The 20996-nt window shown below is 30.4% G+C and carries 21 protein-coding genes; 19 read left to right on the top strand and 2 right to left on the bottom strand.

The window, feature by feature from the left end; translation table 11 throughout:
* Positions 1 to 53 precede the first annotated feature (53 nt).
* The 11 genes from hflX to groL all read left to right on the top strand — a co-directional run bounded on the left by hflX (position 54) and on the right by groL (position 10693).
* The gene (gene hflX, locus ACLUJM_RS05495) at positions 54 to 1310 is read left to right on the top strand and encodes a GTPase HflX (RefSeq protein WP_412412402.1); all 1257 of its coding nucleotides are present in this window, start codon (positions 54 to 56) and stop codon (positions 1308 to 1310) included.
* A complete protein-coding gene (locus ACLUJM_RS05490; protein WP_412412401.1) occupies positions 1297 to 1941 on the top strand; it encodes a YigZ family protein in 645 nt (214 codons plus the stop codon). The genes hflX and ACLUJM_RS05490 overlap by 14 nt, the downstream gene beginning before the upstream one ends.
* Positions 1942 to 1980: 39 nt before the next feature.
* Entirely contained in the window at positions 1981 to 2706 is a 726-nt protein-coding gene (gene nadE, locus ACLUJM_RS05485; protein ID WP_412412400.1) for an NAD(+) synthase, read from the top strand.
* Between the two features lie 12 nt (positions 2707 to 2718).
* Positions 2719 to 3444 carry a YebC/PmpR family DNA-binding transcriptional regulator gene (locus ACLUJM_RS05480; protein WP_094208702.1) on the top strand — a complete coding sequence of 242 codons (726 nt, stop codon included), beginning with the start codon at positions 2719 to 2721 and terminating at the stop codon, positions 3442 to 3444.
* A gap of 2 nt (positions 3445 to 3446) precedes the next feature.
* A complete protein-coding gene (gene lgt / locus ACLUJM_RS05475; protein ID WP_412412399.1) occupies positions 3447 to 4193 on the top strand; it encodes a prolipoprotein diacylglyceryl transferase in 747 nt (248 codons plus the stop codon).
* A gap of 30 nt (positions 4194 to 4223) precedes the next feature.
* A complete protein-coding gene (locus ACLUJM_RS05470; RefSeq protein WP_412412398.1) occupies positions 4224 to 4817 on the top strand; it encodes an SOS response-associated peptidase in 594 nt (197 codons plus the stop codon).
* A gap of 228 nt (positions 4818 to 5045) precedes the next feature.
* Positions 5046 to 6443: a glycine--tRNA ligase gene (locus ACLUJM_RS05465; protein WP_094208699.1), complete on the top strand. Its 1398-nt coding sequence runs from the start codon at positions 5046 to 5048 to the stop codon at positions 6441 to 6443.
* Between the two features lie 4 nt (positions 6444 to 6447).
* Positions 6448 to 7713, top strand: coding sequence for a Glu/Leu/Phe/Val family dehydrogenase (locus ACLUJM_RS05460; RefSeq protein WP_412412397.1), 1266 nt, complete (start codon positions 6448 to 6450; stop codon positions 7711 to 7713).
* Entirely contained in the window at positions 7713 to 8597 is an 885-nt protein-coding gene (locus tag ACLUJM_RS05455; RefSeq protein WP_412412396.1) for a DNA-3-methyladenine glycosylase family protein, read from the top strand. The genes ACLUJM_RS05460 and ACLUJM_RS05455 overlap by 1 nt, the downstream gene beginning before the upstream one ends.
* Positions 8598 to 8775: 178 nt before the next feature.
* Positions 8776 to 9060: a co-chaperone GroES gene (locus ACLUJM_RS05450; RefSeq protein WP_002839153.1), complete on the top strand. Its 285-nt coding sequence runs from the start codon at positions 8776 to 8778 to the stop codon at positions 9058 to 9060.
* Between the two features lie 13 nt (positions 9061 to 9073).
* On the top strand, positions 9074 to 10693 hold the full coding sequence (gene groL / locus ACLUJM_RS05445) for a chaperonin GroEL (protein ID WP_412412395.1): 1620 nt from the start codon (positions 9074 to 9076) through the stop codon (positions 10691 to 10693).
* A 157-nt stretch (positions 10694 to 10850) separates the two neighbouring features.
* Here groL and ACLUJM_RS05440 read toward each other — a convergent pair.
* Both ACLUJM_RS05440 and ACLUJM_RS05435 read right to left on the bottom strand, forming a co-directional pair.
* Positions 10851 to 12265, bottom strand: a protein-coding gene (locus ACLUJM_RS05440; RefSeq protein ID WP_412412394.1) for an IS3 family transposase whose coding sequence is annotated in 2 segments (ribosomal slippage) — positions 10851 to 11738 and positions 11741 to 12265 — 1413 coding nt in all. Because the reading frame shifts where the segments join, the coding sequence is not laid out codon by codon here.
* 75 nt (positions 12266 to 12340) lie between these two features.
* Positions 12341 to 13162 carry an NAD(+)/NADH kinase gene (locus ACLUJM_RS05435; RefSeq protein WP_294685790.1) on the bottom strand — a complete coding sequence of 274 codons (822 nt, stop codon included), beginning with the start codon at positions 13160 to 13162 and terminating at the stop codon, positions 12341 to 12343.
* Positions 13163 to 13226: 64 nt separating this feature from the next.
* On the opposite strand from ACLUJM_RS05435, the gene ACLUJM_RS05430 reads away from it, so the two are divergent.
* The 8 genes from ACLUJM_RS05430 to ptsP all read left to right on the top strand — a co-directional run bounded on the left by ACLUJM_RS05430 (position 13227) and on the right by ptsP (position 20962).
* Complete coding sequence (locus tag ACLUJM_RS05430; RefSeq protein ID WP_294685788.1) at positions 13227 to 14048, top strand: RluA family pseudouridine synthase; 822 nt, start codon at positions 13227 to 13229, stop codon at positions 14046 to 14048.
* A gap of 346 nt (positions 14049 to 14394) precedes the next feature.
* Complete coding sequence (locus ACLUJM_RS05425) at positions 14395 to 15645, top strand: zinc ribbon domain-containing protein (protein ID WP_294685787.1); 1251 nt, start codon at positions 14395 to 14397, stop codon at positions 15643 to 15645.
* Positions 15646 to 15736: 91 nt separating this feature from the next.
* Positions 15737 to 16360: a YtxH domain-containing protein gene (locus ACLUJM_RS05420; protein ID WP_294685786.1), complete on the top strand. Its 624-nt coding sequence runs from the start codon at positions 15737 to 15739 to the stop codon at positions 16358 to 16360.
* 7 nt (positions 16361 to 16367) lie between these two features.
* Complete coding sequence (locus tag ACLUJM_RS05415) at positions 16368 to 16808, top strand: hypothetical protein (protein WP_294685784.1); 441 nt, start codon at positions 16368 to 16370, stop codon at positions 16806 to 16808.
* A gap of 158 nt (positions 16809 to 16966) precedes the next feature.
* A complete protein-coding gene (locus ACLUJM_RS05410) occupies positions 16967 to 17872 on the top strand; it encodes a diacylglycerol/lipid kinase family protein (protein WP_294685783.1) in 906 nt (301 codons plus the stop codon).
* Positions 17873 to 18880 (top strand): LacI family DNA-binding transcriptional regulator, encoded by a 1008-nt coding sequence (locus tag ACLUJM_RS05405; protein ID WP_294685782.1) that lies wholly within the window; start codon positions 17873 to 17875, stop codon positions 18878 to 18880.
* A 67-nt stretch (positions 18881 to 18947) separates the two neighbouring features.
* Positions 18948 to 19208, top strand: coding sequence for an HPr family phosphocarrier protein (locus ACLUJM_RS05400; protein ID WP_002836732.1), 261 nt, complete (start codon positions 18948 to 18950; stop codon positions 19206 to 19208).
* Between the two features lie 59 nt (positions 19209 to 19267).
* Positions 19268 to 20962, top strand: coding sequence for a phosphoenolpyruvate--protein phosphotransferase (gene ptsP, locus ACLUJM_RS05395; RefSeq protein WP_294685780.1), 1695 nt, complete (start codon positions 19268 to 19270; stop codon positions 20960 to 20962).
* The last annotated feature ends 34 nt before the right edge of the window (positions 20963 to 20996 follow it).

Here is a 20996-nt window from a genome sequence, read left to right as displayed (position 1 = left end):
TGTGCATTTTATTTAAAGTTAAGTTATTATATAATATGAATAAAGGAGCAACAATGAAAGAAAAAACAATTTTAGTTTACTTTGAATTTAAAAACAATAAAATAAACGATGAAGATATAAAGGAAATGGAAAGTTTAATCGAATCTTCTGGTGGCGAAGTGTGTGCTGTATCTGAAGTTCGAAAAAACTTCATCGATTCAAAATATTATATAGGAAAAGGAAAATGTCAGGAAATCAAAGATGCTGCAGAAAAACTGGGAGCAACCACTTTGATTTTCAATGTTGAATTATCCGGTTCAAATATAAAAAACTTGGAAGATATAACGGGGCTTAAAATTGTCGACAAAACTAATCTCATACTGGATATATTTGCCAGTCGAGCTAAAACAAAACAAAGTGTGCTACAAGTTGAACTTGCAGAATACAAATACAGACTTCCAAGATTAATTGGATTCAGAGATCACTTATCCAGAACTGGTGGTGGGATTGGAACTAGGGGTCCTGGGGAAACAAAACTTGAAGTAGATAGAAGAACTATCCAAAAGAAAATTGACAATATAAAACGAGAATTAAAAAGTATTGATAAAAGTCAAGAAAACATGAGAAAACAAAGACTAAAATCAGATATAAAAATGGTGAGTATGGTTGGATACACAAATGCTGGTAAGTCTACTTTGTCCAACAAATTGGTGAATTTCTATAAAGATAAGTACACGGAAGAGTTTGAAACAGAGGATTTACTATTTAAAACACTGGACACTACTTTGAGAAAATGTACATTACCAAATAAAAAACAATGCCTTGTAATAGATACCGTTGGATTTATTAAAGATATTCCAACAGATTTAATCGAAGCATTTAAGTCAACGTTGTTGGATTTGAAACATTCTGACTTGATTTTATTTATATTAGATTCTTCAAGTTATGATTTAGATAATCAAATCACTACAACGATGGATATATTAAAAGAATTAAAAGTATTGGACAAACCAATGGTTACGGTATTTAATAAATCTGATAAACATCCTAACGTGATTTTCCCGTATAATTTGGAAAATAAAGTTAAGATATCAGCTTTTAACGATGAAGACATAGAAATGTTATTGTACAAAATTCAAGAAGAATTATATGGCAATTACAAATGTGTTAAAATGAGATTTGACTACGATCATCAGGACGTTCTGAACACAATTTTACAAAATTTTAAATGTGAAGATGTGTCATACAACAATGAAGATGTACGTCTTAAGGTTGAGATTTCTGAATCAGAGATAGAAAAATACGAGGAATTTATATATGAAAAATTATAGAAGTATTCACAAAAGCGTACCTTTTTCTTTTGTAATCAACAAATCAGAATTTATCGGAAATTGTAAGTTTGTGGAATCAGAAGAAGAAGCTTTGGATTTTGTGGATAGTATAAAAACAAAATATCATGATGCAACTCATAATTGCTCTGCATATATCATTGGAGAGGACAAATTAATTCAGAGATTTGACGATGATGGTGAGCCTTCCCAAACAGCAGGTATTCCAATCCTTGAAGTAATTAAAAAAGAAGATTTGACTAATGTTTGTGTGGTTGTTACAAGATACTACGGCGGAATTAAACTTGGAGCTGGTGGTCTTATAAGAGCATACACAAAAGCTTCTAGTGAGTGTTTGAATGAGTCGGTTATTGTAGATAAGAAAATATTTAGAAATTTTCAGATAGAATTTGACTACACCAATGTTGGAAGTATTGAAAATTTTTTGGTGAATAATGATATTTACGTAGCTGACAAGCAATATTCAGACAAAGTTGTTTTTGATATTTTATTAGATGAAGATAAATACGAAGAAATAGAAAATAAGTTAATTGATTTAACAAGCGATAACATAAAGTTTACAATGATTGAATTTACTTACCAATCATCTTTAAATGGTAAGTTAATATTTTAAAATGATGTAAATTGTGATAAAATTTGAAGGTGGATTAAAATGAATTACGCAAAATTATGTGAAGATATAACAAAATGGATAAAAGAAGAAGTCGAATCAGCTAATTTAAAAGGAGCGGTTTTTGGAATTAGCGGTGGAATCGACAGCGCTGTATTAGCGTGTTTGTGCAAAAAAGCTTTTGGAGATAACGCCCTAGGTTTGATTATGCCGATAAAAAGCAATCTAAAAGATGAAGAAGATGCTAGAATATTAGCAGAAGCGATTGATTTGAATTGTAAAAAAGTCGATTTGAATGATGGTTTTGATGCATTGATACAAACTTTTGAAAAAACTTCTGTAGAAATGGCAGTATCAAATATTAAGCCAAGACTTAGAATGTTGACGTTGTACTATTATGCACAAAATAATGGATATATGGTATTATCTGGATCAAATCGTTCCGAATTTATGACTGGATATTTTACAAAATACGGCGACAGTGGAGCTGATCTTATGCCACTTTTGAATTTATACAAAACAGAAATTTTTGAGATGGCAAAAGTTTTGGGCGTTCCAGATGTAATTATTAATAAAAAACCTAGCGCTGGTTTGTGGGAAGGTCAAACAGATGAAGATGAGTTTGGATTTACTTACGAAGAGCTAGATAATTATTTGATGAATAATTCTGAAACTAAGTCTAAAAATTTGATTGATAAAAAAATTAAACAAAGCGAACATAAAAGAAAATTTGCGAAATCATTTGAGTTCGATAGAAATAAATATTAAGGATGTGATTTTATGTCAGGACATAATAAATGGAGCAAAATAAAAAACAAAAAGGGTAGTGAAGATGCTAGAAGAGGTAAAGTATTCACAAAAATGGCAAGAGCGATAACTGTTGCTGTTAGAGAAGGTGGAGCTGATCCTGAATACAATCCTAGCTTAAAATCTGTTATAGAAAAAGCTCGTGCTGAAAATATGCCTAACGATAACATAGACAGAGCAATTAAAAAAGCGAGTGGCGACGGAGATTCTGCAAACTATGAAAACATAGTATACGAAGGATATGGTCCAGAAGGAGTTGCAGTTATAGTTGAATGTTTGACAGACAATAGAAATAGAACTGCTTCAGATGTAAGACATTATTTTGATAAATTTGGTGGAAATCTTGGACAAAATGGTTCTGTATCATTTATGTTCCAAAGAAAAGGTATATTATTAATTGACGCAGAATCTTTGGATGAAGAAGAAGTAATGATGGACAGTTTAGATGCTGGAGCAGAAGATTTTGAAGCTGATGATGGAATTTTTGTAATCAACACAGCAATGGAAGATTTTGCGCAAGTAAGAGATACTTTGTTAGATAAGGGATATAAATTCGTAAAATCTGATTTGGTTTATGAACCATCAAATTACGTTAAAATTAACGACGAATCAAATGTAGATAAAATGGAAAAATTAATCGATAATCTGGAAGATAGTGATGACGTTCAACAAGTAAGTCATAACTGGGATAACGAATAAAAATGGACAGGGTAGCTTTTTCTATTTTGGGAATAGATATAATGTGGTATGGAATATTGATTACTTTAGGGGTAATTTTGGGCTATGTAGTAGCTGTAAAGTTAGCCAAATTAGAAAATATTTCAGAAAATACCATATTGGACATTTTAGTTTGGGCACTTCCTCTTGCAATTGTAGGAGCGAGGGCATATTATGTGATATTCGAATGGGATTATTATTCTAAAAATTTAGGAGAAATCATCGATATTCGCGGTGGTGGATTAGCGATTTATGGAGGAATAATTGCCGCAGTTATTACTTGTTACGTTATTTGTAAAAAGAAAAATCTTAAATTTTTGAAGTTGCTGGATATTTTTATGCCTGCGATTGCATTGGGACAAGCAATTGGTAGATGGGGTAATTTTATTAACAAAGAAGCCTATGGTACTCCAACTAATCTTCCTTGGGCAATTACAATAGATGGTGTAAAAGTTCATCCTACATTCTTATATGAATCACTGGGAGATTTTATAATATTTTTATTATTGGTGTATATATTTAAAAACAAGAAAAAATTCGATGGACAAATAACAAGTTTGTACATGATTTTATACGGAATATTGAGGTTTTTTGTAGAAGGACTCAGAACTGATAGCTTGTACATTGGAGCATTAAGAGTGAGTCAATTAGTGAGTATTGCAATTGTAATTGCAGGAATAATTTTACAAATTAAATACAAAAAGCAAATTATTAAGTCAGATGAAAAGTAACTCATCTGGCTTTTTACAAATATAAAAGAGGTGATATATTTGTGTTCTAGATTTGAACTGAATATAAGTAAACTTGATTTATTGAAAAGATACAATAAAAAACAAATCACAAAATTTAATCCGAAAACAGAAGTATTTCCTGGTCAACAAATTTTAACTTTATGTGACGAATTTGATTATATGAGGTGGGGAATAGATGTTGATTTTATGAAAAAATCTATAATAAATTCTAGAATTGAAAAGATTTATACTTCAAAGTTTTTCAAGGAAGATTTCGAATGCAGAAGATGCTTGATTCCTGCAACTGCTTTTTTTGAGTGGCATCAGAAAAACAAGGATAAGTATAGATTAACTGTTGCGAATCAACAAATATTTTCTATCGCAGGTATTTTCAGAGAATACAAAAGTCAAGAAACAACTATAAGACATGTGAGTATGCTTACCACAGAAGCAAAAGGATTAATAGCTGAAATTCATACTAGAATGCCAATTATATTGCCGCAATCTTTTGAACAAACATATTTGCACGGAGAAAATTCAAAAGAAATTCACGAGTTTTTGTTGGATAATTTTATTAACTTAGATATGGAAAATTTATCAGACAGTCAATTAACATTTTTGTAAATTTATGATATAATTTATATGAATATTGAAAAGCGAAGAAAGATAAATAATATAACAATTACAGAGAGTTAATGTGTGGTGAAAATTAACAAGTTATAACGGCAGTCTGGAGCTAATAATTCTAAGAGTGATGTTTTATCATAATTAGGGTGGAACCGCGGAAAATACATTTCGTCCCTGAAGTTTTACTTCGGGGATTTTTTATTATTCAAAAAAATGGAGGGTTTTATGAAAAACGAAGAAAAAACTATGGAGAAAATAGTAAGCTTATGTAAATCAAGGGGAATAATATTTCCTGGTAGTGAAATCTATGGAGGATTATCAAATACTTGGGACTACGGTTCATTAGGTGTTGAAATCAAAAATAATATAAAAAGAGCTTGGTGGAAAAAATTTATCCAACAAAGCCCTTACAATGTTGGTTTGGATGCAGCTATCCTTATGAATCCTCAAACTTGGGTAGTATCTGGTCATGTTGGTGGATTCTCAGACCCATTAATCGACTGTAAAGAATGTAAATCTAGATTTAGAGCTGATAAATTAATTGAAGACTATTTCATGGATGAAAAAAATGAAGAAATAACTGGATTAGATGGAAAATCAGAACAAGAATTATTGGATATTATTGAAAAAGAAAACATAAAATGTCCAGAGTGTGGTAAACACAATTTTACAGATATCAGAAAATTCAATTTGATGTTCAAAACTTTCCAAGGTGTTACTGAAGATAACAAATCAGAAATTTATTTGAGACCGGAAACTGCACAAGGTATTTTTGTGAATTTTAAGAATGTTCAAAGAACTTCAAGAAAGAAAATTCCTTTTGGAATTGGTCAAATCGGTAAATCATTCAGAAACGAAATCACTCCAGGTAACTTTATTTTCAGAACAAGAGAATTTGAACAAATGGAATTAGAATTCTTCTGTGAACCAGGAACTGATTTGGAATGGTTCGAATATTGGAGAAATTTCTGTAAAGAATTCTTATTGAATTTGGGAATGAAAGAAGAAAACTTAAGACTTAGAGATCACGAACAAGAAGAACTATCATTCTACTCAAAAGCTACAACAGACTTTGAATATCTATTCCCATTTGGATGGGGAGAATTATGGGGAATTGCAGACAGAACTGATTACGATTTGTCAAAACACAGCGAAGGTTCTGGAGAAAAGCTAGAATATATGGATCCAACTACAAATGAAAAATACACTCCATATTGTATAGAACCATCTGTAGGTGTAGACAGAATGTTTTTATCTTTCTTGTGTGATGCTTATGAAGAAGAGCAATTAGAAGACAATTCTACAAGAACTGTTTTAAAGATTCATCCTGCATTAGCGGCATATAAAGTTGCAGTTCTTCCTTTAACTAAAAAATTAAATGATAAGGCAATGGAAGTTTATAACGAATTAGCTAAGAATTTCATGACTCATTTTGATGATGCTGGTTCAATTGGTAAGAGATACAGAAGAGAAGACGAAGCAGGAACTCCATATTGTGTAACGATAGATTTTGATACTCTAGAAGATAATACCGTTACTATCAGAGATAGAGATACTATGGAACAAAAAAGAATGACAGTTGAAGAAATTATAGAATTTGTTAATAAAGAAATGGAGTTTTAATTATATGACAGAAACATTAAATCCGTTGGAAAACGCAAGATATCAAATTAAAAAAGCTTGCGAAATTTTAAAATTAGACGATAGCGTTTATGAATTATTAAAAGATCCCTACAGAGTCATTGAAATAAATATTCCAGTGAAAATGGATGATGGATCAATGAAAGTATTTAAAGGATATAGATCACAACATAATAATGCAATGGGTCCTACAAAAGGTGGCTTGAGATTAAGAGAAGATGTTAACTTGGATGAAGTTAAAGCTTTGTCTATATGGATGACTTTTAAATGTCAAGTAACTAATCTACCTTATGGTGGAGGAAAAGGTGGGATAATTGTAGATCCATCTAAACTTTCTGAAGGGGAATTGGAAAGATTATCCAGGGGATTCGTTGATGGAATGTACAAATATTTAGGAGAAGATTTTGATATTCCAGCCCCAGATGTTAATACAAATGGAAAAATTATGAGTTGGATGGCTGATGAGTACAACAAATTAACTGGTACTAATCAAATGGGAACTTTCACTGGTAAACCAATTGAGTTTGGGGGATCATTGGGAAGAACAGAAGCTACAGGATTTTCAGTAGCTCTAAGTGCAAAAAAAGCTGTTTTAAATTTGAATAAAAAACTAGAAGAAACGACTGTTGCATTACAAGGATTAGGTAATGTTGGTATTTATACTTTAAAATACGTGCTTGAACATGGTATGAAAGTCAAATACATCATGGAATGCAATAAGCAAAGAAGAGTATTTGCAATTCACAAGGAAGACGGATTCAACTTTGAAGAATGCTACGAAATTGCTCAAACAAAAGAAAAAGACTTTGCTAGCATTGAAGGATGCGAAGTAATTTCAAATGAGGATTTTTTCGCAGCTGATGTTGATGTTTTGATTCCTGCTGCTTTGGAAAATGCAATTACAACTGAAAATGTTAATTCAATTAAAGCGAAAATCATTGTAGAAGGTGCAAATGGACCTATAACAAAGGATGCAGATGAAATCTTAAATGAAAAAAATGTAGTTATTGTTCCTGATATTTTAGCAAACTCTGGTGGAGTTACTGTATCTTATTTTGAATGGGTACAAAACAAAGCGGGATATTATTGGCCTGAAGAAGAAGTCAGAGACAAAGAATATCAATTGATTAATAAATCATTTGATGAAATTTGGGCTTTATCTGAAAAACTTAATATAACATTGAGACAAGCTGCTTATGTACATTCAATCAAAAAGATTAGCGAGACAATGAAAATACGCGGATGGTATTAATGCAAACACAAATAGAATTTAATGATGAATTAAAACTTACTAAAATTGAACAATCATCTTTTAACCCTACCCACATTTTTGAATGTGGGCAGGCGTTTAGATGGTACAAAGAAGACGATATGTCCTATACAACTGTTGATGGTGACATGTACTGTAATGTAAGTTTGGTTGGAGATTACGTTTATATCAAAAACTGTACAGAAGATGATTACTATAAAAAATGGGAAAATTATTTTGATTTGAAAACAGATTATTCAGAAATCAAAGAAAAATTATCTTTCAATGAAACTTTAAAAAACGCATTAGAATATGGTGATGGAATCAGAATATTAAATCAAGATAAATTTTCTACAATAATTTCATTCATAATCTCAGCAAACAATCAAATACCTAGAATTATGAAATCCGTAAATATAATTTGTGAAAATTACGGAAATTTTTTGGGAGAATTTAACGGTAGAAAATTATATTCTTTTCCTAAGCCTGAAGATTTAGCAAAAGTACCAGTGGAAGAAATGAGAGAAGTGTGCCGCGTTGGATTCAGAGATAAAAGAATTGTAGATGTGTCAAAAATGGTTGCAAATAACGAGTTTGATATTTTGAAAATTGATAACTTATCAAACGAAGAATTAAGAAAAGAATTAATTAAACTTCCAGGAGTAGGACCAAAAGTTGCTGATTGTATTATGCTTTTTTCATACAACAGACACAACACATTTCCAGTTGATGTGTGGATAAAACGAGTTATGGAATATTTGTTTATTAAAGAAGAAACAAATAAAAATTTAATTGCAAAATACGCGGACGATTTGTTTGGAGATTATGCTGGATATGCACAGCAATATTTATTCTACTATGGAAGAGAAAATACTATCGGAAAATAACTTTGAGAATTTCATCATAGAAAATAGAATTAATACGAGTAATATCAAAATAAATAGAGGTAAGTCTATTTAAATGAGAATAAACATATTTGATAAAAACAAAACTGTGGTTTATTATATAAGAGGATTAACACTCAACAGGTTAGAGTGCTAACAAAAGATTCTGAAGGAGGATATCATGAATTTAAAACCTATTGGTGATAGATTAGTATTAAAAAAACAAGAAAAAGAAGAAGAAAAAACATTCTCTGGAATAGTTCTCCCATCTTCAGCCAAAGAAGCTCCTGTTTATGCAGAAGTTTTAGCTATTGGATCTGAAGTAGAAGAAGACGAAAAAATGAAAGGCAACATTAAGGTTGGAGATAAAGTTATATACTCAAAATATGCTGGAACAGAAATAAAACTAGAAGATACAGATTATATTCTAGTAAAATATGAAGATATTCTAGCAGTTGTAGAATAGGAGGATAATTTTTATGGCAAAAAAAATTAAATTTTCAGATGATGCTCGTAAAAGCATGGTAGAAGGTATTAATAAATTATCAGATACAGTTAAAGTAACATTGGGACCAAAAGGCCGCAATGTAGTTTTAGATAAAGAATACGGCGCACCATTGATTACAAATGATGGTGTTTCAATTGCAAGAGAAATTGAACTTGAAGATGAATACGAAAACATGGGTGCACAATTAGTAAAAGAAGTTGCGACAAAAACAAATGACGTAGCAGGTGATGGTACAACTACTGCAACACTTTTAGCCCAAGCTATTATTAGAGAAGGATTGAAAAACTTAGCAGCTGGTGCTAATCCTATAGTTTTGCAAAAAGGTATTAGAAAAGCTGTTGAGAAGTCTGTAGAAGCTATCAAAGCTAGAAGTCACAGCGTTACTACAAAAGAAGAAATTGCTAATGTTGGTAGCGTATCAGCTGCAGATGAAACTATTGGCAAACTAATTGCAGAGGCTATGGAAAAAGTTGGAAACAGTGGTGTAATTACTGTTGAGGAATCAAAATCTATGGGAACTACATTAAATGTTGTAGAAGGTATGGAATTCGATAGAGGATATGTTTCTCCTTACATGGTTTCTGATTCAGACAAAATGGTTGCAGCAATGGAAGATCCATTCATTTTAGTTACTGACAGAAAAATTACAAATATTCAAGATATATTGCCATTATTAGAACAAGTTGTTCAACAAGGTAAGCCATTATTTATAATCGCTGAAGATGTTGAAGGTGAAGCACTAGCAACATTAGTTTTAAATAAAATCCGAGGAACTTTCAACTGTGTAGCTGTAAAGGCGCCAGGATTCGGAGACAGAAGAAAAGAAATGCTTGAAGATATCTGCATTTTAACTGGAGCACAATTAATTACAGAAGATTTGGGAATCGAATTAAAAGATGCATCATTTGATATGCTTGGAAGAGCAAGAAAAGTTAATGTATCAAAAGATAAAACAACAATTGTTGATGGAAATGGTGAACAATCTAAGATTGAAGAAAGAATTAACCAAATTCAAAACAGAATTCCTGAAACTGATTCTGAATATGATAGAGAAAAACTTCAAGAAAGATTAGCGAAATTATCTGGTGGTGTTGCGGTAATTGAAGTCGGAGCAGCTACAGAAACAGAATTAAAAGAAAGAAAATTGAGAATAGAAGACGCTCTTGCAGCTACAAGAGCAGCAGTTGAAGAAGGAATTGTAGCTGGTGGTGGAACAATTCTATTAGATATTCTTGAAGAAGTTGAAAAACTTGTCGATGACGTTGAAGGAGATGAAAAAACAGGCGTTAAAATAATTTTAAAAGCATTAGAAGAACCTGTAAAACAAATCGCAATAAATGCCGGTATTGATGGATCAGTTATTGTTGAAAATGTTAAAAATAAAGAAAAAGGCATCGGATTTGATGCTTACAAAGGTGAATATGTTGATATGTTAAAAGCTGGTATCGTAGATCCAACTAAAGTAACTTTATCAGCATTACAAAATGCGGCATCAGTTGCAAGTTTGTTATTGACAACAGAAGCAGCAGTAGTTTCAATAAAAGAAGATGAACCAGCTATGCCTCAACCAGGCCCTGGCGCATATATGTAAAAAAACGAAGGTGAGGAATTTTTCCTCATCTTTTTTGTAAGAAGAAAACCCCCAGTTAGTAAGGTGACCCCAAAAAGTTGGACTTTATACCAGAGACATTTAGAAATATTTGTCTCTGGTTTTTTTGTCCTCATATTTCCCCTAGGGGAAATCGCAGCTAAGCTGCATTTAATTTCCTATATTCAACTGGACTTAAATATCCAAGTTTTTCTTTTATTCTATCTTCATTGTAATATTTTATATATTCTTCTATTGTCTTTTTTAGTTCATTAAATGATTTAAACGTTCTACCATAGTAAATTTCTTGTTTTAATATCCCAAAGAAATTTTCCATAGGGGAATTATCTAAGCAATTTCCTTTTCTTGACATACTCTGTAAAATTCCATCACTTTCTAACCTATTAGTATATTGTTTTAATTGATACGCCCAGCCTTGATCCGAATGAAAGATTCTTTTATATTTGCAGTCTGAAGTCTTTTCTATCGCTTCTTCAAGAGGAGTTATTATTGCCTCTAATGATGGTGAAGTTGTTATTGAATAGCTAATGATTTCTCCATTAAACATATCCAAGAAAGGATTTAAGTAAAGTTTTTTTACTTGCATATTCCCAGATTTATCTATTTCATAGTATTTGAATTCACTTGTATCTGTTGTGATTTTTTGATGTACTACAGAAGTGTTAAATCTTCTTTTTATCCTATTTGGTGCTACTTTACCCACTGTTCCCTTGTATGAGTAATATTTTCTTGATTTACGTGCAAAATTTCTAACTTGAAGCTTTAGTTTTTGTACCAGTCTTTGAACTTTTTTCTTGTTTATTACAAGACCAATTCTTCTAAGCATTGCATGTATTCTTCTGTATCCATAGTTTGGATTATCTTTTCTTATTTTCTTGATTTGATTCTCAAAGGCTTCATCTTTATTTTTTCTGTCAAATCTTTTTTTCCAATACATGTATGTTGACTTAGGGAATTTTAAATAGCTAAGCAAATCTTTTAATAGATATTTTTCTCTTAATGAGTCAATTATTCGAGCCATTCTCTCATTTTCTGATCTTCCTCGTCCTCTAATTCCATCTTTTTTTTTAGAAAATCTATTTCCATTTGTGCCCAGTAAAGCTTATCTTTAAGTTCAGCAATTTCATCTATTTCTTCCTTAGAATATTCTTTCTTTACTTGTTCTTTATTTTTATTTTTATCTTTAGTCATGCTTGAAGGTCTTCCTATCTTTTTAGGTCTAAGTCCATCAAGTCCTTGATTTCTAAAATTAATTACCCATCTAGCAATGATTGCTGGATTATTAATCTTAAATTGATTAGAAAGTTCTTGATAGGACATTTCTCCTGTTAAGTACAACTTTACTACATTTTTCTTAAATTCGAAAGAGTAACTATTATTTTTTCTAGAAATTTTTAGGCCTTCATACCCTTGTGTTTTGTATGAATTAACCCATCTTCTGACTACTGAATGATCACTGAGTCCATATTTATCAGTTAAATATTTATATCCTCCTTCTTCATTTAAGTATTCTTGTACTATTTTCATCTTAAATTCTGTACTATATTTTTTCATGAAAAAACTGACCTCCTCTAAGTTGGTTTTAGGTCCAACTTTTTGGGGTCAGTTCATTTACGGGTGGTCATGATTTTATAAGAATTTATCTTTAATATTTAACCAGTACCAGTCTTTTAAGAATACTAATTTGTTAATATATTGGTCTGAATAAGTAAAGTTTACGTAATCGACATTATCATAGCTTCTGTTCAATCCATCTGCCAAGACGATGGAGCTTTTTTTGTCAAAATTGTGATCTCTAAAATAAAATGTTACATTACTTTTTGAAGGAACGACTAATGAATTCAAAAGTGAGCGATACGCTTTTGAATTAATAGGCGCAAGAGGTGTTACTTGAAAACCATCGAGCCCATGATACAACACAGATCCTCCTGCTGAAAAATTATATGCAGTTGAACCAGAAGGAGTCGATACTATGATTCCATCTCCAGCGAATGATTCAAGGTGATTGTCATCAATGTATACATCTAAATAAACAATTGATGAATCGTCACTTTTTACAACAAACTCATTTAATGCTTTGTGAGTATATGTCTTGCTACTGTTACGAATAGCTGTTTTAGATTCTAAAAGTGATATCTTTTCTACACCATAATTTTGATTTACTAAATCCGAAATGAATTTGTCTATATTTGGAATAAGAATTTCTTGGTAAAAACCCAAATGACCAGTATTAATTCCTACAAAAGGAATCGTAGAAAACTCATACTTGTGAACAGCTCTTAAAAAAGCACCATCTCCACCGATGCATAAATTTATCAGGGCATTTTCATCAAAGTCAAAAGTAGGTTTAAATCCTTTTTGCTCCAATTTTTCTTTTACAATCATTGCTGTTTCTAATGATTTTTGGTTATCGTTTACATATATATTAATAATTTTACTGTTCTTGTTCATTTATTCTAAAAGCTCCTAATATTTGATATAATTTTATTATACCAAAAAAGTGGAGTTTTAAACAATGAAACAAATTAGTTTTGATGTAGATAAAAAAATTAGGTTAGATGAGTTTTTGAAATCAAATCACATTTCCAAAAATTTATTTCTCAGTATTTACAAAGATGATATTTTTATAAATGGGAAACATTCAAAGAGAAATTCTAAATTAAAACCAGGTGACAAAGTAACCATCAATCTTAGAAATGAAGAGAATAATTACAAACCAATAAATTTATACATTGAAGTTTTGTATGAAGATGATGATATTTTTGTATTAAATAAACCTGACAAACTTACAATGAATACAGACGGAGAAGAAAGCTTAGCGAATTTTGTGTCTTATTTATTTGAGCAAAGAAATATTAATCAAAAAGTTAGATTTATCAATAGATTGGATCAAGATACATCAGGTGTTGTAATGGTTGCTAAAAATAAAATAGCTCAAGCCTATTATCAAAAAAACTCGTTTGAGAAAAAATACTTGGCAATCGTAAAAGGAAATCCTAAAAATCAAAAGATAGAATTAAATTTAAAACGCGATGGAGTTAAAACTGAAATTGATGAAAACGGGAAAAATAGTGTAACTATTTTACAAAATCTTAAAAATTATGGGGATTATTCATTGGTTAGTTTAAAGCTTTTGACAGGTAGAACTCATCAAATAAGAGTAAGCATGGAACATATTAATTGTCCAATAGTCGCAGATAGTTTGTACGGAGAAAAAATAGAAGGATTTTCTCAAATGCTACATGCAAATGAAATAGAATTTGTTGATATGAGAAGAAATAAGCATATTATTACGACAGGAATTCCACAAAGATTTAATAAATTTTTGAATAATTAATCTTACTTGAAAACACTTTTATGTTGTAGTATAATTAAATTAACCTCAGAAGAGGAATCCTGAAAAATTAAACCGACACACACTATAAGGGATGACGGACGTTCAATAATTGATGACGAGCCCTCTTTGAAGGGATGTCAGATGTTTGAGACAGTCAACCCACCTTCACATACTGAAGGTCATTAATTGATTAGGGTCTTCTGAGGATATTTTGAAAATAAAAGCGATTTCGCTTATAAGCATGGGACAATATCTCATGCTTTTTTCGTATGCATTTAATTCTGTATCTATTCACTAAAATAGTGCTAGAATGTATAATATATGTTAGATGAAGGTGAGTGATATTATGAAAGATTCTAATTTTAAAAAATGCCCAAATTGTAATTCATTTGTGAGCATTGAAGATAGATTTTGTAGAGTATGTGGACATGATTTTTCAAAGGATGAGGATTATTCTTCGGAAGGAAAAACATTTGAAGATTTTCTGCTAGAGGCATCAAAGTATAGAAGCGAATCACAAATTCGTAGAAATAAGTTAACTATTGATGATGTGAAAAGCTCTGAAAACAATAATACAAACTACGATAAAAAAATAAATAATCATAATCAAGATACAACTGATCGATTAAGCGTTTCGGATATAGAATCGGAATCAGAGTTGTTAAAAGAACAAAGAAAAAAAGCATTTGAAGAAACAAACAATGATTATTATAACGATAATGAATATTATGAATATGAAGACGATGAAAAATCTTCACTATTTAAAAAGATTTTATTCTCCATTGTTGGAGTAGCCTTACTTATTGGTATAGTATTTGGAATTAAATATATAAAACCTATGTTTCAAGAAAATTTGGCAGAAAAAACTATTACAGCAGAATCTGTTAAGTCTAAGTTCATGCAATCTGTTCAATCAAAGTCTTCAGAACAAATGATAAGTATTGTAAAGTCTTCAAATCAATCCGTACCATTTAAAAACAAAGATGCTGATGAATTCATTAGTGAATTAAATTCTAACTCTGAATATCAATCAACTATTTTGAAATGGTTAGAAGATGATGAAGCGAAGTTAAAATCAGATAAATCTTATAAAAGTAACAATCCTTTAAAAATCGTAAAAGGAAATGACGGATACAAAATTTTAATAGATCCAATAAAGATTGAAATAGAAAACCCCAAAAATGCAAAATTAAGTTTAGAAAATGCATCAGAATACGCATTTCCAGGTAAAAAAGTTCTGTTGATTGAATCTAATGATTTAGTCATGAGACAAAATTATGACTTATCTTTCTTTTCTAAAAACGATAAAATAAATTGGGATTTAGTAGACATTAATAAAACAATTTCTGATTTTGATGTTACAAGTGGTGATAAGAATTACGAAATAAGAAAGACTATAGATGATGACTGTTTGGTATTTGTAAATGATAAAAACACAGGTCTTACTACTGAAAAATTTAATGAATTAGGTAGGAAAAACTTAACTGAAGATAAAGATTTTGTACGTATGGTTGCCAAAGGGAAAAATGGTTTATTGAAATCACCAAAACAGACTGTTGGCTGGGAAACTTGGGTTAGATTGTATCTAAAAGATTAAAACTTTATAAATTATTCACTAATAATGTTTGAGATATGAAATTAGAGGGTATACAATAATCATAAGAAAATTTATTTAAGGAGATGTTATTATGAGTTTAATGGATTATTTAGAACATAAAAGAAGAGAAAAGGAAAGACAAATCAAATGGGAAATTGCTAAACGTAAATATGAAGACGAAGCTAAAATTACTTTAGGTACAGTTATTGGTGCTTCATTAGGCTTAGCAGCAGGATTATTATTGGCACCTAAATCAGGTGAAGAAACTAGAAAAGACATCAAAAAATTTGCAGAAGAAACTAAGAAAACAGCAGTAAATAACTTAAACGATGCAGTAGATACTGTAAAATTAACTGCTGACAATGTAACAGACAGTGTTAAAGACAAATATCAAGATTTCCAAGATAGAGGAATGACTGAACTAAATAGAGTTTCTGATCAATTTGATGAAGTTAAAACTGATTTGGGAGTTCTTGGTGAAGATCTTAAAGATGTAGTAAAAAAAGACGGAAAAGTAATCAAAGAAGACGTTAAAGACACTAAAGACCAAGTAAAAGATTCTGCAGAAAAAGTTGGAGATTCAGCTAAAAAAGTAGCAGAAGAAGCAAAAGACGGTGCAGAAAAAACTGTAGAAGAAGGAAAAAAACAAGCAAAGAAAACTGCCGAAACTGCTAAAGAAGAAGCAAAAGAAGTTAAAAAAGAAATCAAAAAGTAGGTAAGAAATGGTAGATGCTTTATATATATTTAAAATAATATTATATATTTGTTTATCTGGATTCTTAATTGCTTTAATCGTATTTTTCTTCAAACTTACAGACTTAATCAAAAGCGTAAAAGCTGTTTTAGCTGATAACAAAAAGGATATCGATAGATCAATTGGCGAAGTACCACAAATACTAGATAATGTAACTGGTATAACTAATAAAGCCGACAGATTAATAGGCGATGTTTCTCCAGATGTAAGAAATATTACAAATAATGTAAGTAACACTTTATCACATGTAGAATCTGTTTCAAGCAACGTATCTAATACTGTAGATTATGTTGCTGAATCAGTAACGGATACTGCAACTAATATAAAATACGGATTTTTAAATTCTACAGACTATGTTGGTTCTGCTAGGGATATTATTAATTTCGTAAAGAGTTTAGCAAGAAGATAATTTAATAAGAATCTATAAGCCAATCGGAAAATTTCTGATTGGCTTATTATGAATTTTTAAATTTTTTTATATTTCATGAAAACAATTGTAGAAATTGTCAAAATCCTATTGAAAAACAATTAATTTTTTGGTATGCTATTATGGAAAGATGGGATAGAATGAAAAGAATAAAAATTATTTCAAATCCATCATCTGGTAGTCAAACTCACGCAAGGGATTTGACCAAACTGATAAATTATCTTATTGAAGATAATTTTGTGGTTCAACTTTTTAAAACAAAAGGCAAAAATGACGCATATAACGAAGCGTTAAACACATCTTCAGATGATTGGGATTTGATAGTTATATCAGGTGGAGATGGGACGGTTAATGAGGTTGTTCATGGAATTTGTGATAGTGAATCAGATATTCCGATTACTATTTATTCTACTGGTACAGTAAACGATTTCGCAACTTATTTAAATCTACCTACAACACCATACAAATTATATAGAATGATTAAAACGGGCAAAATTATTAAAAGTGATATCGGTAAAATTAGCAATGAAGACTCACACAGATATTTTATCAACGTTTTTGCAGTGGGAAATATTGCATCGGTCAGTTATGTAACTGATAAAGCTCAAAAAGCTATTTTTGGAAGGCTTGCATATATCGTGGAAGGGTTAAAAGAACTTCCGAATACATTAAATCAACCTATGGAATTGAAGATTAAAACTAAAGATGATTATATAGAAATAAAATCTCCATTAATGATTATTTCTAATTCCAATACTGTAGGTGGTTTTGAAAATATTTGCCCAAATGCAAAGATAGACGATCAAAAGTTGGATGTTCTAATTATTAAACATTCCCGTCTGAAAGAGGTTGCTCAGATTTTAATAGATGCTTTTAGTTCAAAGCATATTTACTCTGAAGATGTTTTATATTTTCAAACTGATACTTTAACCATTGAATCTAATCAAACAGTTCCAGGAGATGTAGATGGAGAATATGGTGGTAATTTACCAGTGAAAGTTGAGATAAATAATAAACCCATAAATATTTTAGTAAGGAGCGATTAAATGTCATCACCAACAATTAAAGACGTAGCAAAACTTGCTGGAGTTTCAATTTCTACGGTATCTAGAGTTATGAACGATTCTAAGCCTGTAAGTCCAGAAGCACGTAGAAAAGTATTGGATGCTATAGAAAAACTTGATTTCAAACCAAATGAATTGGCTAGATCTTTAGTAATGAAAAGATCTAACTTGATAGGTGTTGTAGTAAAGGATATCGGCATTCCATATATGGCACAAATTGTAAGAGGTGCTGAAGAAATTGGAAGAATGTATAAATATGATATACTATTATCTTCTACATATGGAGATTTGGAACAGGAAAAAAAGATTATAGACTTCATGTTTACAAAGCAAGTAGAAGGAATAATTTTGATTTCAGAAGATATTGAACCAGAGGTTATTTTCAAATTGAAAGATCAAACTGTTCCTTATATTCAATTGGACAAATTCTGGAATATAAAAGATATACACACTGTGCAAATAGATTACAAAGAAGCAATGGTAAATATGATTAATCATATCTATGATTTAGGTCACAAGAATATTTTATTTGTAAAAGAAAATCAAGATACTGAAATTGGCCAAGAAAAACTAAAAGGATACAGACAAGCATGCGATGATTTAAAATTAGAAAAATTTGAAATCTCATCAGAAGGTGTTTCTGTAAAAGATGGTTATGAAGCAGGAGATAAGATTTTCGAAATGAAGGATTCTAAAAACATAACATGCGTAAGTTTTAGTGAAGATGCACAAGCAATAGGTTTTATTAATTATTGTTATGATAACAATAAAAAAGTTCCAGAAGATATTTCTGTATCTGGATTTGGCGATATACCAATGACAAGTATTTACAGACCAACCCTTACTACAGTTCAAGAACCTTATTACGATATAGGTGCTGTATCTATGAGAACTTTAGTAAAGGTTTTAAAAGAAAATAAAACTATAAATGAAAAAGCGATTTTAGGTTCTCAAATTATGAAGAGAGAATCTGTAAAAGATATAAATTAGAATATTTTCCTGTTTAAAAAATCAATTAATAGGATATAAATAAATTAGTCATAGGAGGATTATTATTATGGTAGAACAAAATGTTATAGTTAAAAATGAAACAGGTTTGCACGCACGTCCAGCTGCATCATTAGTACAATTTGTAAAGAATTTTGATGGTAAAGTTGAACTTATTAAAGATGGTAAAACAGCTAACGCAAAATCTATTTTCAACGTTATGGCACTAGGTATTTCTCAAGATACAGAAGTGACTGTTAGATTAGATGGCGAAAACGAAGAAGAAAACTTAAAAAAATTAGTTGAATTTATAGAAAATTTAGAAGATTAATTCAAGAAAGAATTTATAGCCGTCACTTTTGTGGCGGCTTTAGTTTATAAGGAGGTATTATGAGTTTGATTAAAAAAGGTATTATTGCAAGTGAGCAAATAGCCATTGGAAAAGTTAAACTTATGAAAAAACAAGAAATCAGGATAACTATTGATAAGATTTCAGATGATGAAATTCAACTTCATGTAGAAAAATTTAACAAAGCCTTAGAAGAATATAAAACGAATTTATCGAATACAGAAGTTGATAATGATACACAACAACAAGTAATAGAAGCTCATTTGAGTATGTTAGATGATCCTTTTTTGTCTGAATCAGTTATTACAAAGATTAATGAAAATAACGCTAGTGATAAAGCTCTTAAGGATACTATCGATGAAATGGTCACTATGATGCAGTCTTTGGATAATGAATACATGAGAGAAAGGGCATCTGATTACAAAGATATTGGCCAACAATTATTATACAAAATTAAAGGAATTGAAAACGAAAAACTAGATTCGTTGGATCCTAACACGATCTTGGTATCAAAAGAATTAACTCCTTATGAAACATCAATAATAGACAAAGATCATGTAGTTGGATTTTTGATGGATTTGGGTGGTAAGACTGCTCACACATCAATTATAGCTCAGACATTAGGAATTGCTTGTCTTGTTGGGATGAAAGATATAACTGAAAGTGTAGAAGATGGACAAACCGTAATAATTGATTCTTTTAAAGGAATTTGTATAATAAATCCAGATGAAGAAATACTTCAAGAATACAAAATAAAAAAGAATAAACTCGATGAAGAAAAAACAATACTTGAAAAAAACAGATATAACAAAGCAATTACTACTGATGGAAAAGACATTGATGTAATGACTAACATTGGAAATGTAGAAGATCTTGAAAAAGGACTTGAATCAGGTGCCGAAGGAGTAGGATTATTTAGAACTGAGTTTTTGTATATGTATAATGATCATTTTCCAACAGAAGATGAACAATTTGAATATTACAAAAATGTTGTAGAAAAACTAGACGGTAAATCTGTTATTATTAGAACGTTAGATATAGGTGGAGACAAGGAACTTCCTTATTATACATTTCCGAAAGAAGATAATCCTTTCTTGGGTTGGAGAGCGCTGAGATTTTGTTTTGATATGAGAGATGTTTTTGATTCACAAATAAAAGCTATTTTAAGAGCATCTGCATTTGGTAAAATTAGAATTATGCTACCTATGGTTATTTCTGTTGAAGAAATTGAAAATGCTATTGATATTATTGAAAACAATAAGAAATTCTTGAGAGAGAAAAACGTAGAATTTGATGAAAATATTGAAGTAGGTATTATGATTGAAACGCCTGCAAGTGTACTTGTAGCTGAAGATTTGGTTGAATATGTTGATTTCTTTAGTATTGGAACTAATGATTTGACTCAATACATTTTGGCTTGTGATAGAGGCAATGAAAAGATTTCAAATCTATATAACACATACAATCCAGCAGTTTTGAGAGCAATCAAGAAAGTCATCAATGTTAGCCATGAAAATGGCAAATGGACAGGAATGTGTGGAGGATTTGCAGGGGACACAAAAGCAACTAAGCTTCTTTTAGGTATGGGATTAGATGAATTTTCAGCACCAGCAGCATCAATTGCGAAAATCAAATATACAATATCAAATACTTCAATGGAAGATGCAAAGCAATATGCAGATAAAATTTTAAAATTGAAAAGAACATCAGAAATTGAAAAAGCTATATCCGAATAAGTATTTTATTTTAAAATTTTGATATTTAATGATA

Source organism: Finegoldia sp., assembly GCF_046991905.1.
Lineage (GTDB): Bacteria > Bacillota > Clostridia > Tissierellales > Peptoniphilaceae > Finegoldia.
This window is presented reverse-complemented; position numbering and strand designations above follow the sequence as displayed.

Excerpts from the sequence above, each read along its gene's own strand:
- groL (WP_412412395.1), top strand. The coding sequence starts at position 9,074 with ATGGCAAAAAAAATTAAATTTTCAGATGATGCTCGTAAAAGCATGGTA.
- ACLUJM_RS05405 (WP_294685782.1), top strand. The coding sequence starts at position 17,873 with ATGTCATCACCAACAATTAAAGACGTAGCAAAACTTGCTGGAGTTTCA.
- ptsP (WP_294685780.1), top strand. The coding sequence starts at position 19,268 with ATGAGTTTGATTAAAAAAGGTATTATTGCAAGTGAGCAAATAGCCATT.
- ACLUJM_RS05420 (WP_294685786.1), top strand. The coding sequence starts at position 15,737 with ATGAGTTTAATGGATTATTTAGAACATAAAAGAAGAGAAAAGGAAAGA.
- ACLUJM_RS05450 (WP_002839153.1), top strand. The coding sequence starts at position 8,776 with ATGAATTTAAAACCTATTGGTGATAGATTAGTATTAAAAAAACAAGAA.
- ACLUJM_RS05480 (WP_094208702.1), top strand. The coding sequence starts at position 2,719 with ATGTCAGGACATAATAAATGGAGCAAAATAAAAAACAAAAAGGGTAGT.
- ACLUJM_RS05430 (WP_294685788.1), top strand. The coding sequence starts at position 13,227 with ATGAAACAAATTAGTTTTGATGTAGATAAAAAAATTAGGTTAGATGAG.
- ACLUJM_RS05415 (WP_294685784.1), top strand. The coding sequence starts at position 16,368 with ATGGTAGATGCTTTATATATATTTAAAATAATATTATATATTTGTTTA.
- ACLUJM_RS05465 (WP_094208699.1), top strand. The coding sequence starts at position 5,046 with ATGAAAAACGAAGAAAAAACTATGGAGAAAATAGTAAGCTTATGTAAA.
- ACLUJM_RS05460 (WP_412412397.1), top strand. The coding sequence starts at position 6,448 with ATGACAGAAACATTAAATCCGTTGGAAAACGCAAGATATCAAATTAAA.
- ACLUJM_RS05400 (WP_002836732.1), top strand. The coding sequence starts at position 18,948 with ATGGTAGAACAAAATGTTATAGTTAAAAATGAAACAGGTTTGCACGCA.
- ACLUJM_RS05490 (WP_412412401.1), top strand. The coding sequence starts at position 1,297 with ATGAAAAATTATAGAAGTATTCACAAAAGCGTACCTTTTTCTTTTGTA.
- ACLUJM_RS05455 (WP_412412396.1), top strand. The coding sequence starts at position 7,713 with ATGCAAACACAAATAGAATTTAATGATGAATTAAAACTTACTAAAATT.
- ACLUJM_RS05410 (WP_294685783.1), top strand. The coding sequence starts at position 16,967 with ATGAAAAGAATAAAAATTATTTCAAATCCATCATCTGGTAGTCAAACT.
- ACLUJM_RS05435 (WP_294685790.1), bottom strand. The coding sequence starts at position 13,162 with ATGAACAAGAACAGTAAAATTATTAATATATATGTAAACGATAACCAA.
- lgt (WP_412412399.1), top strand. The coding sequence starts at position 3,447 with ATGGACAGGGTAGCTTTTTCTATTTTGGGAATAGATATAATGTGGTAT.
- hflX (WP_412412402.1), top strand. The coding sequence starts at position 54 with ATGAAAGAAAAAACAATTTTAGTTTACTTTGAATTTAAAAACAATAAA.
- nadE (WP_412412400.1), top strand. The coding sequence starts at position 1,981 with ATGAATTACGCAAAATTATGTGAAGATATAACAAAATGGATAAAAGAA.
- ACLUJM_RS05425 (WP_294685787.1), top strand. The coding sequence starts at position 14,395 with ATGAAAGATTCTAATTTTAAAAAATGCCCAAATTGTAATTCATTTGTG.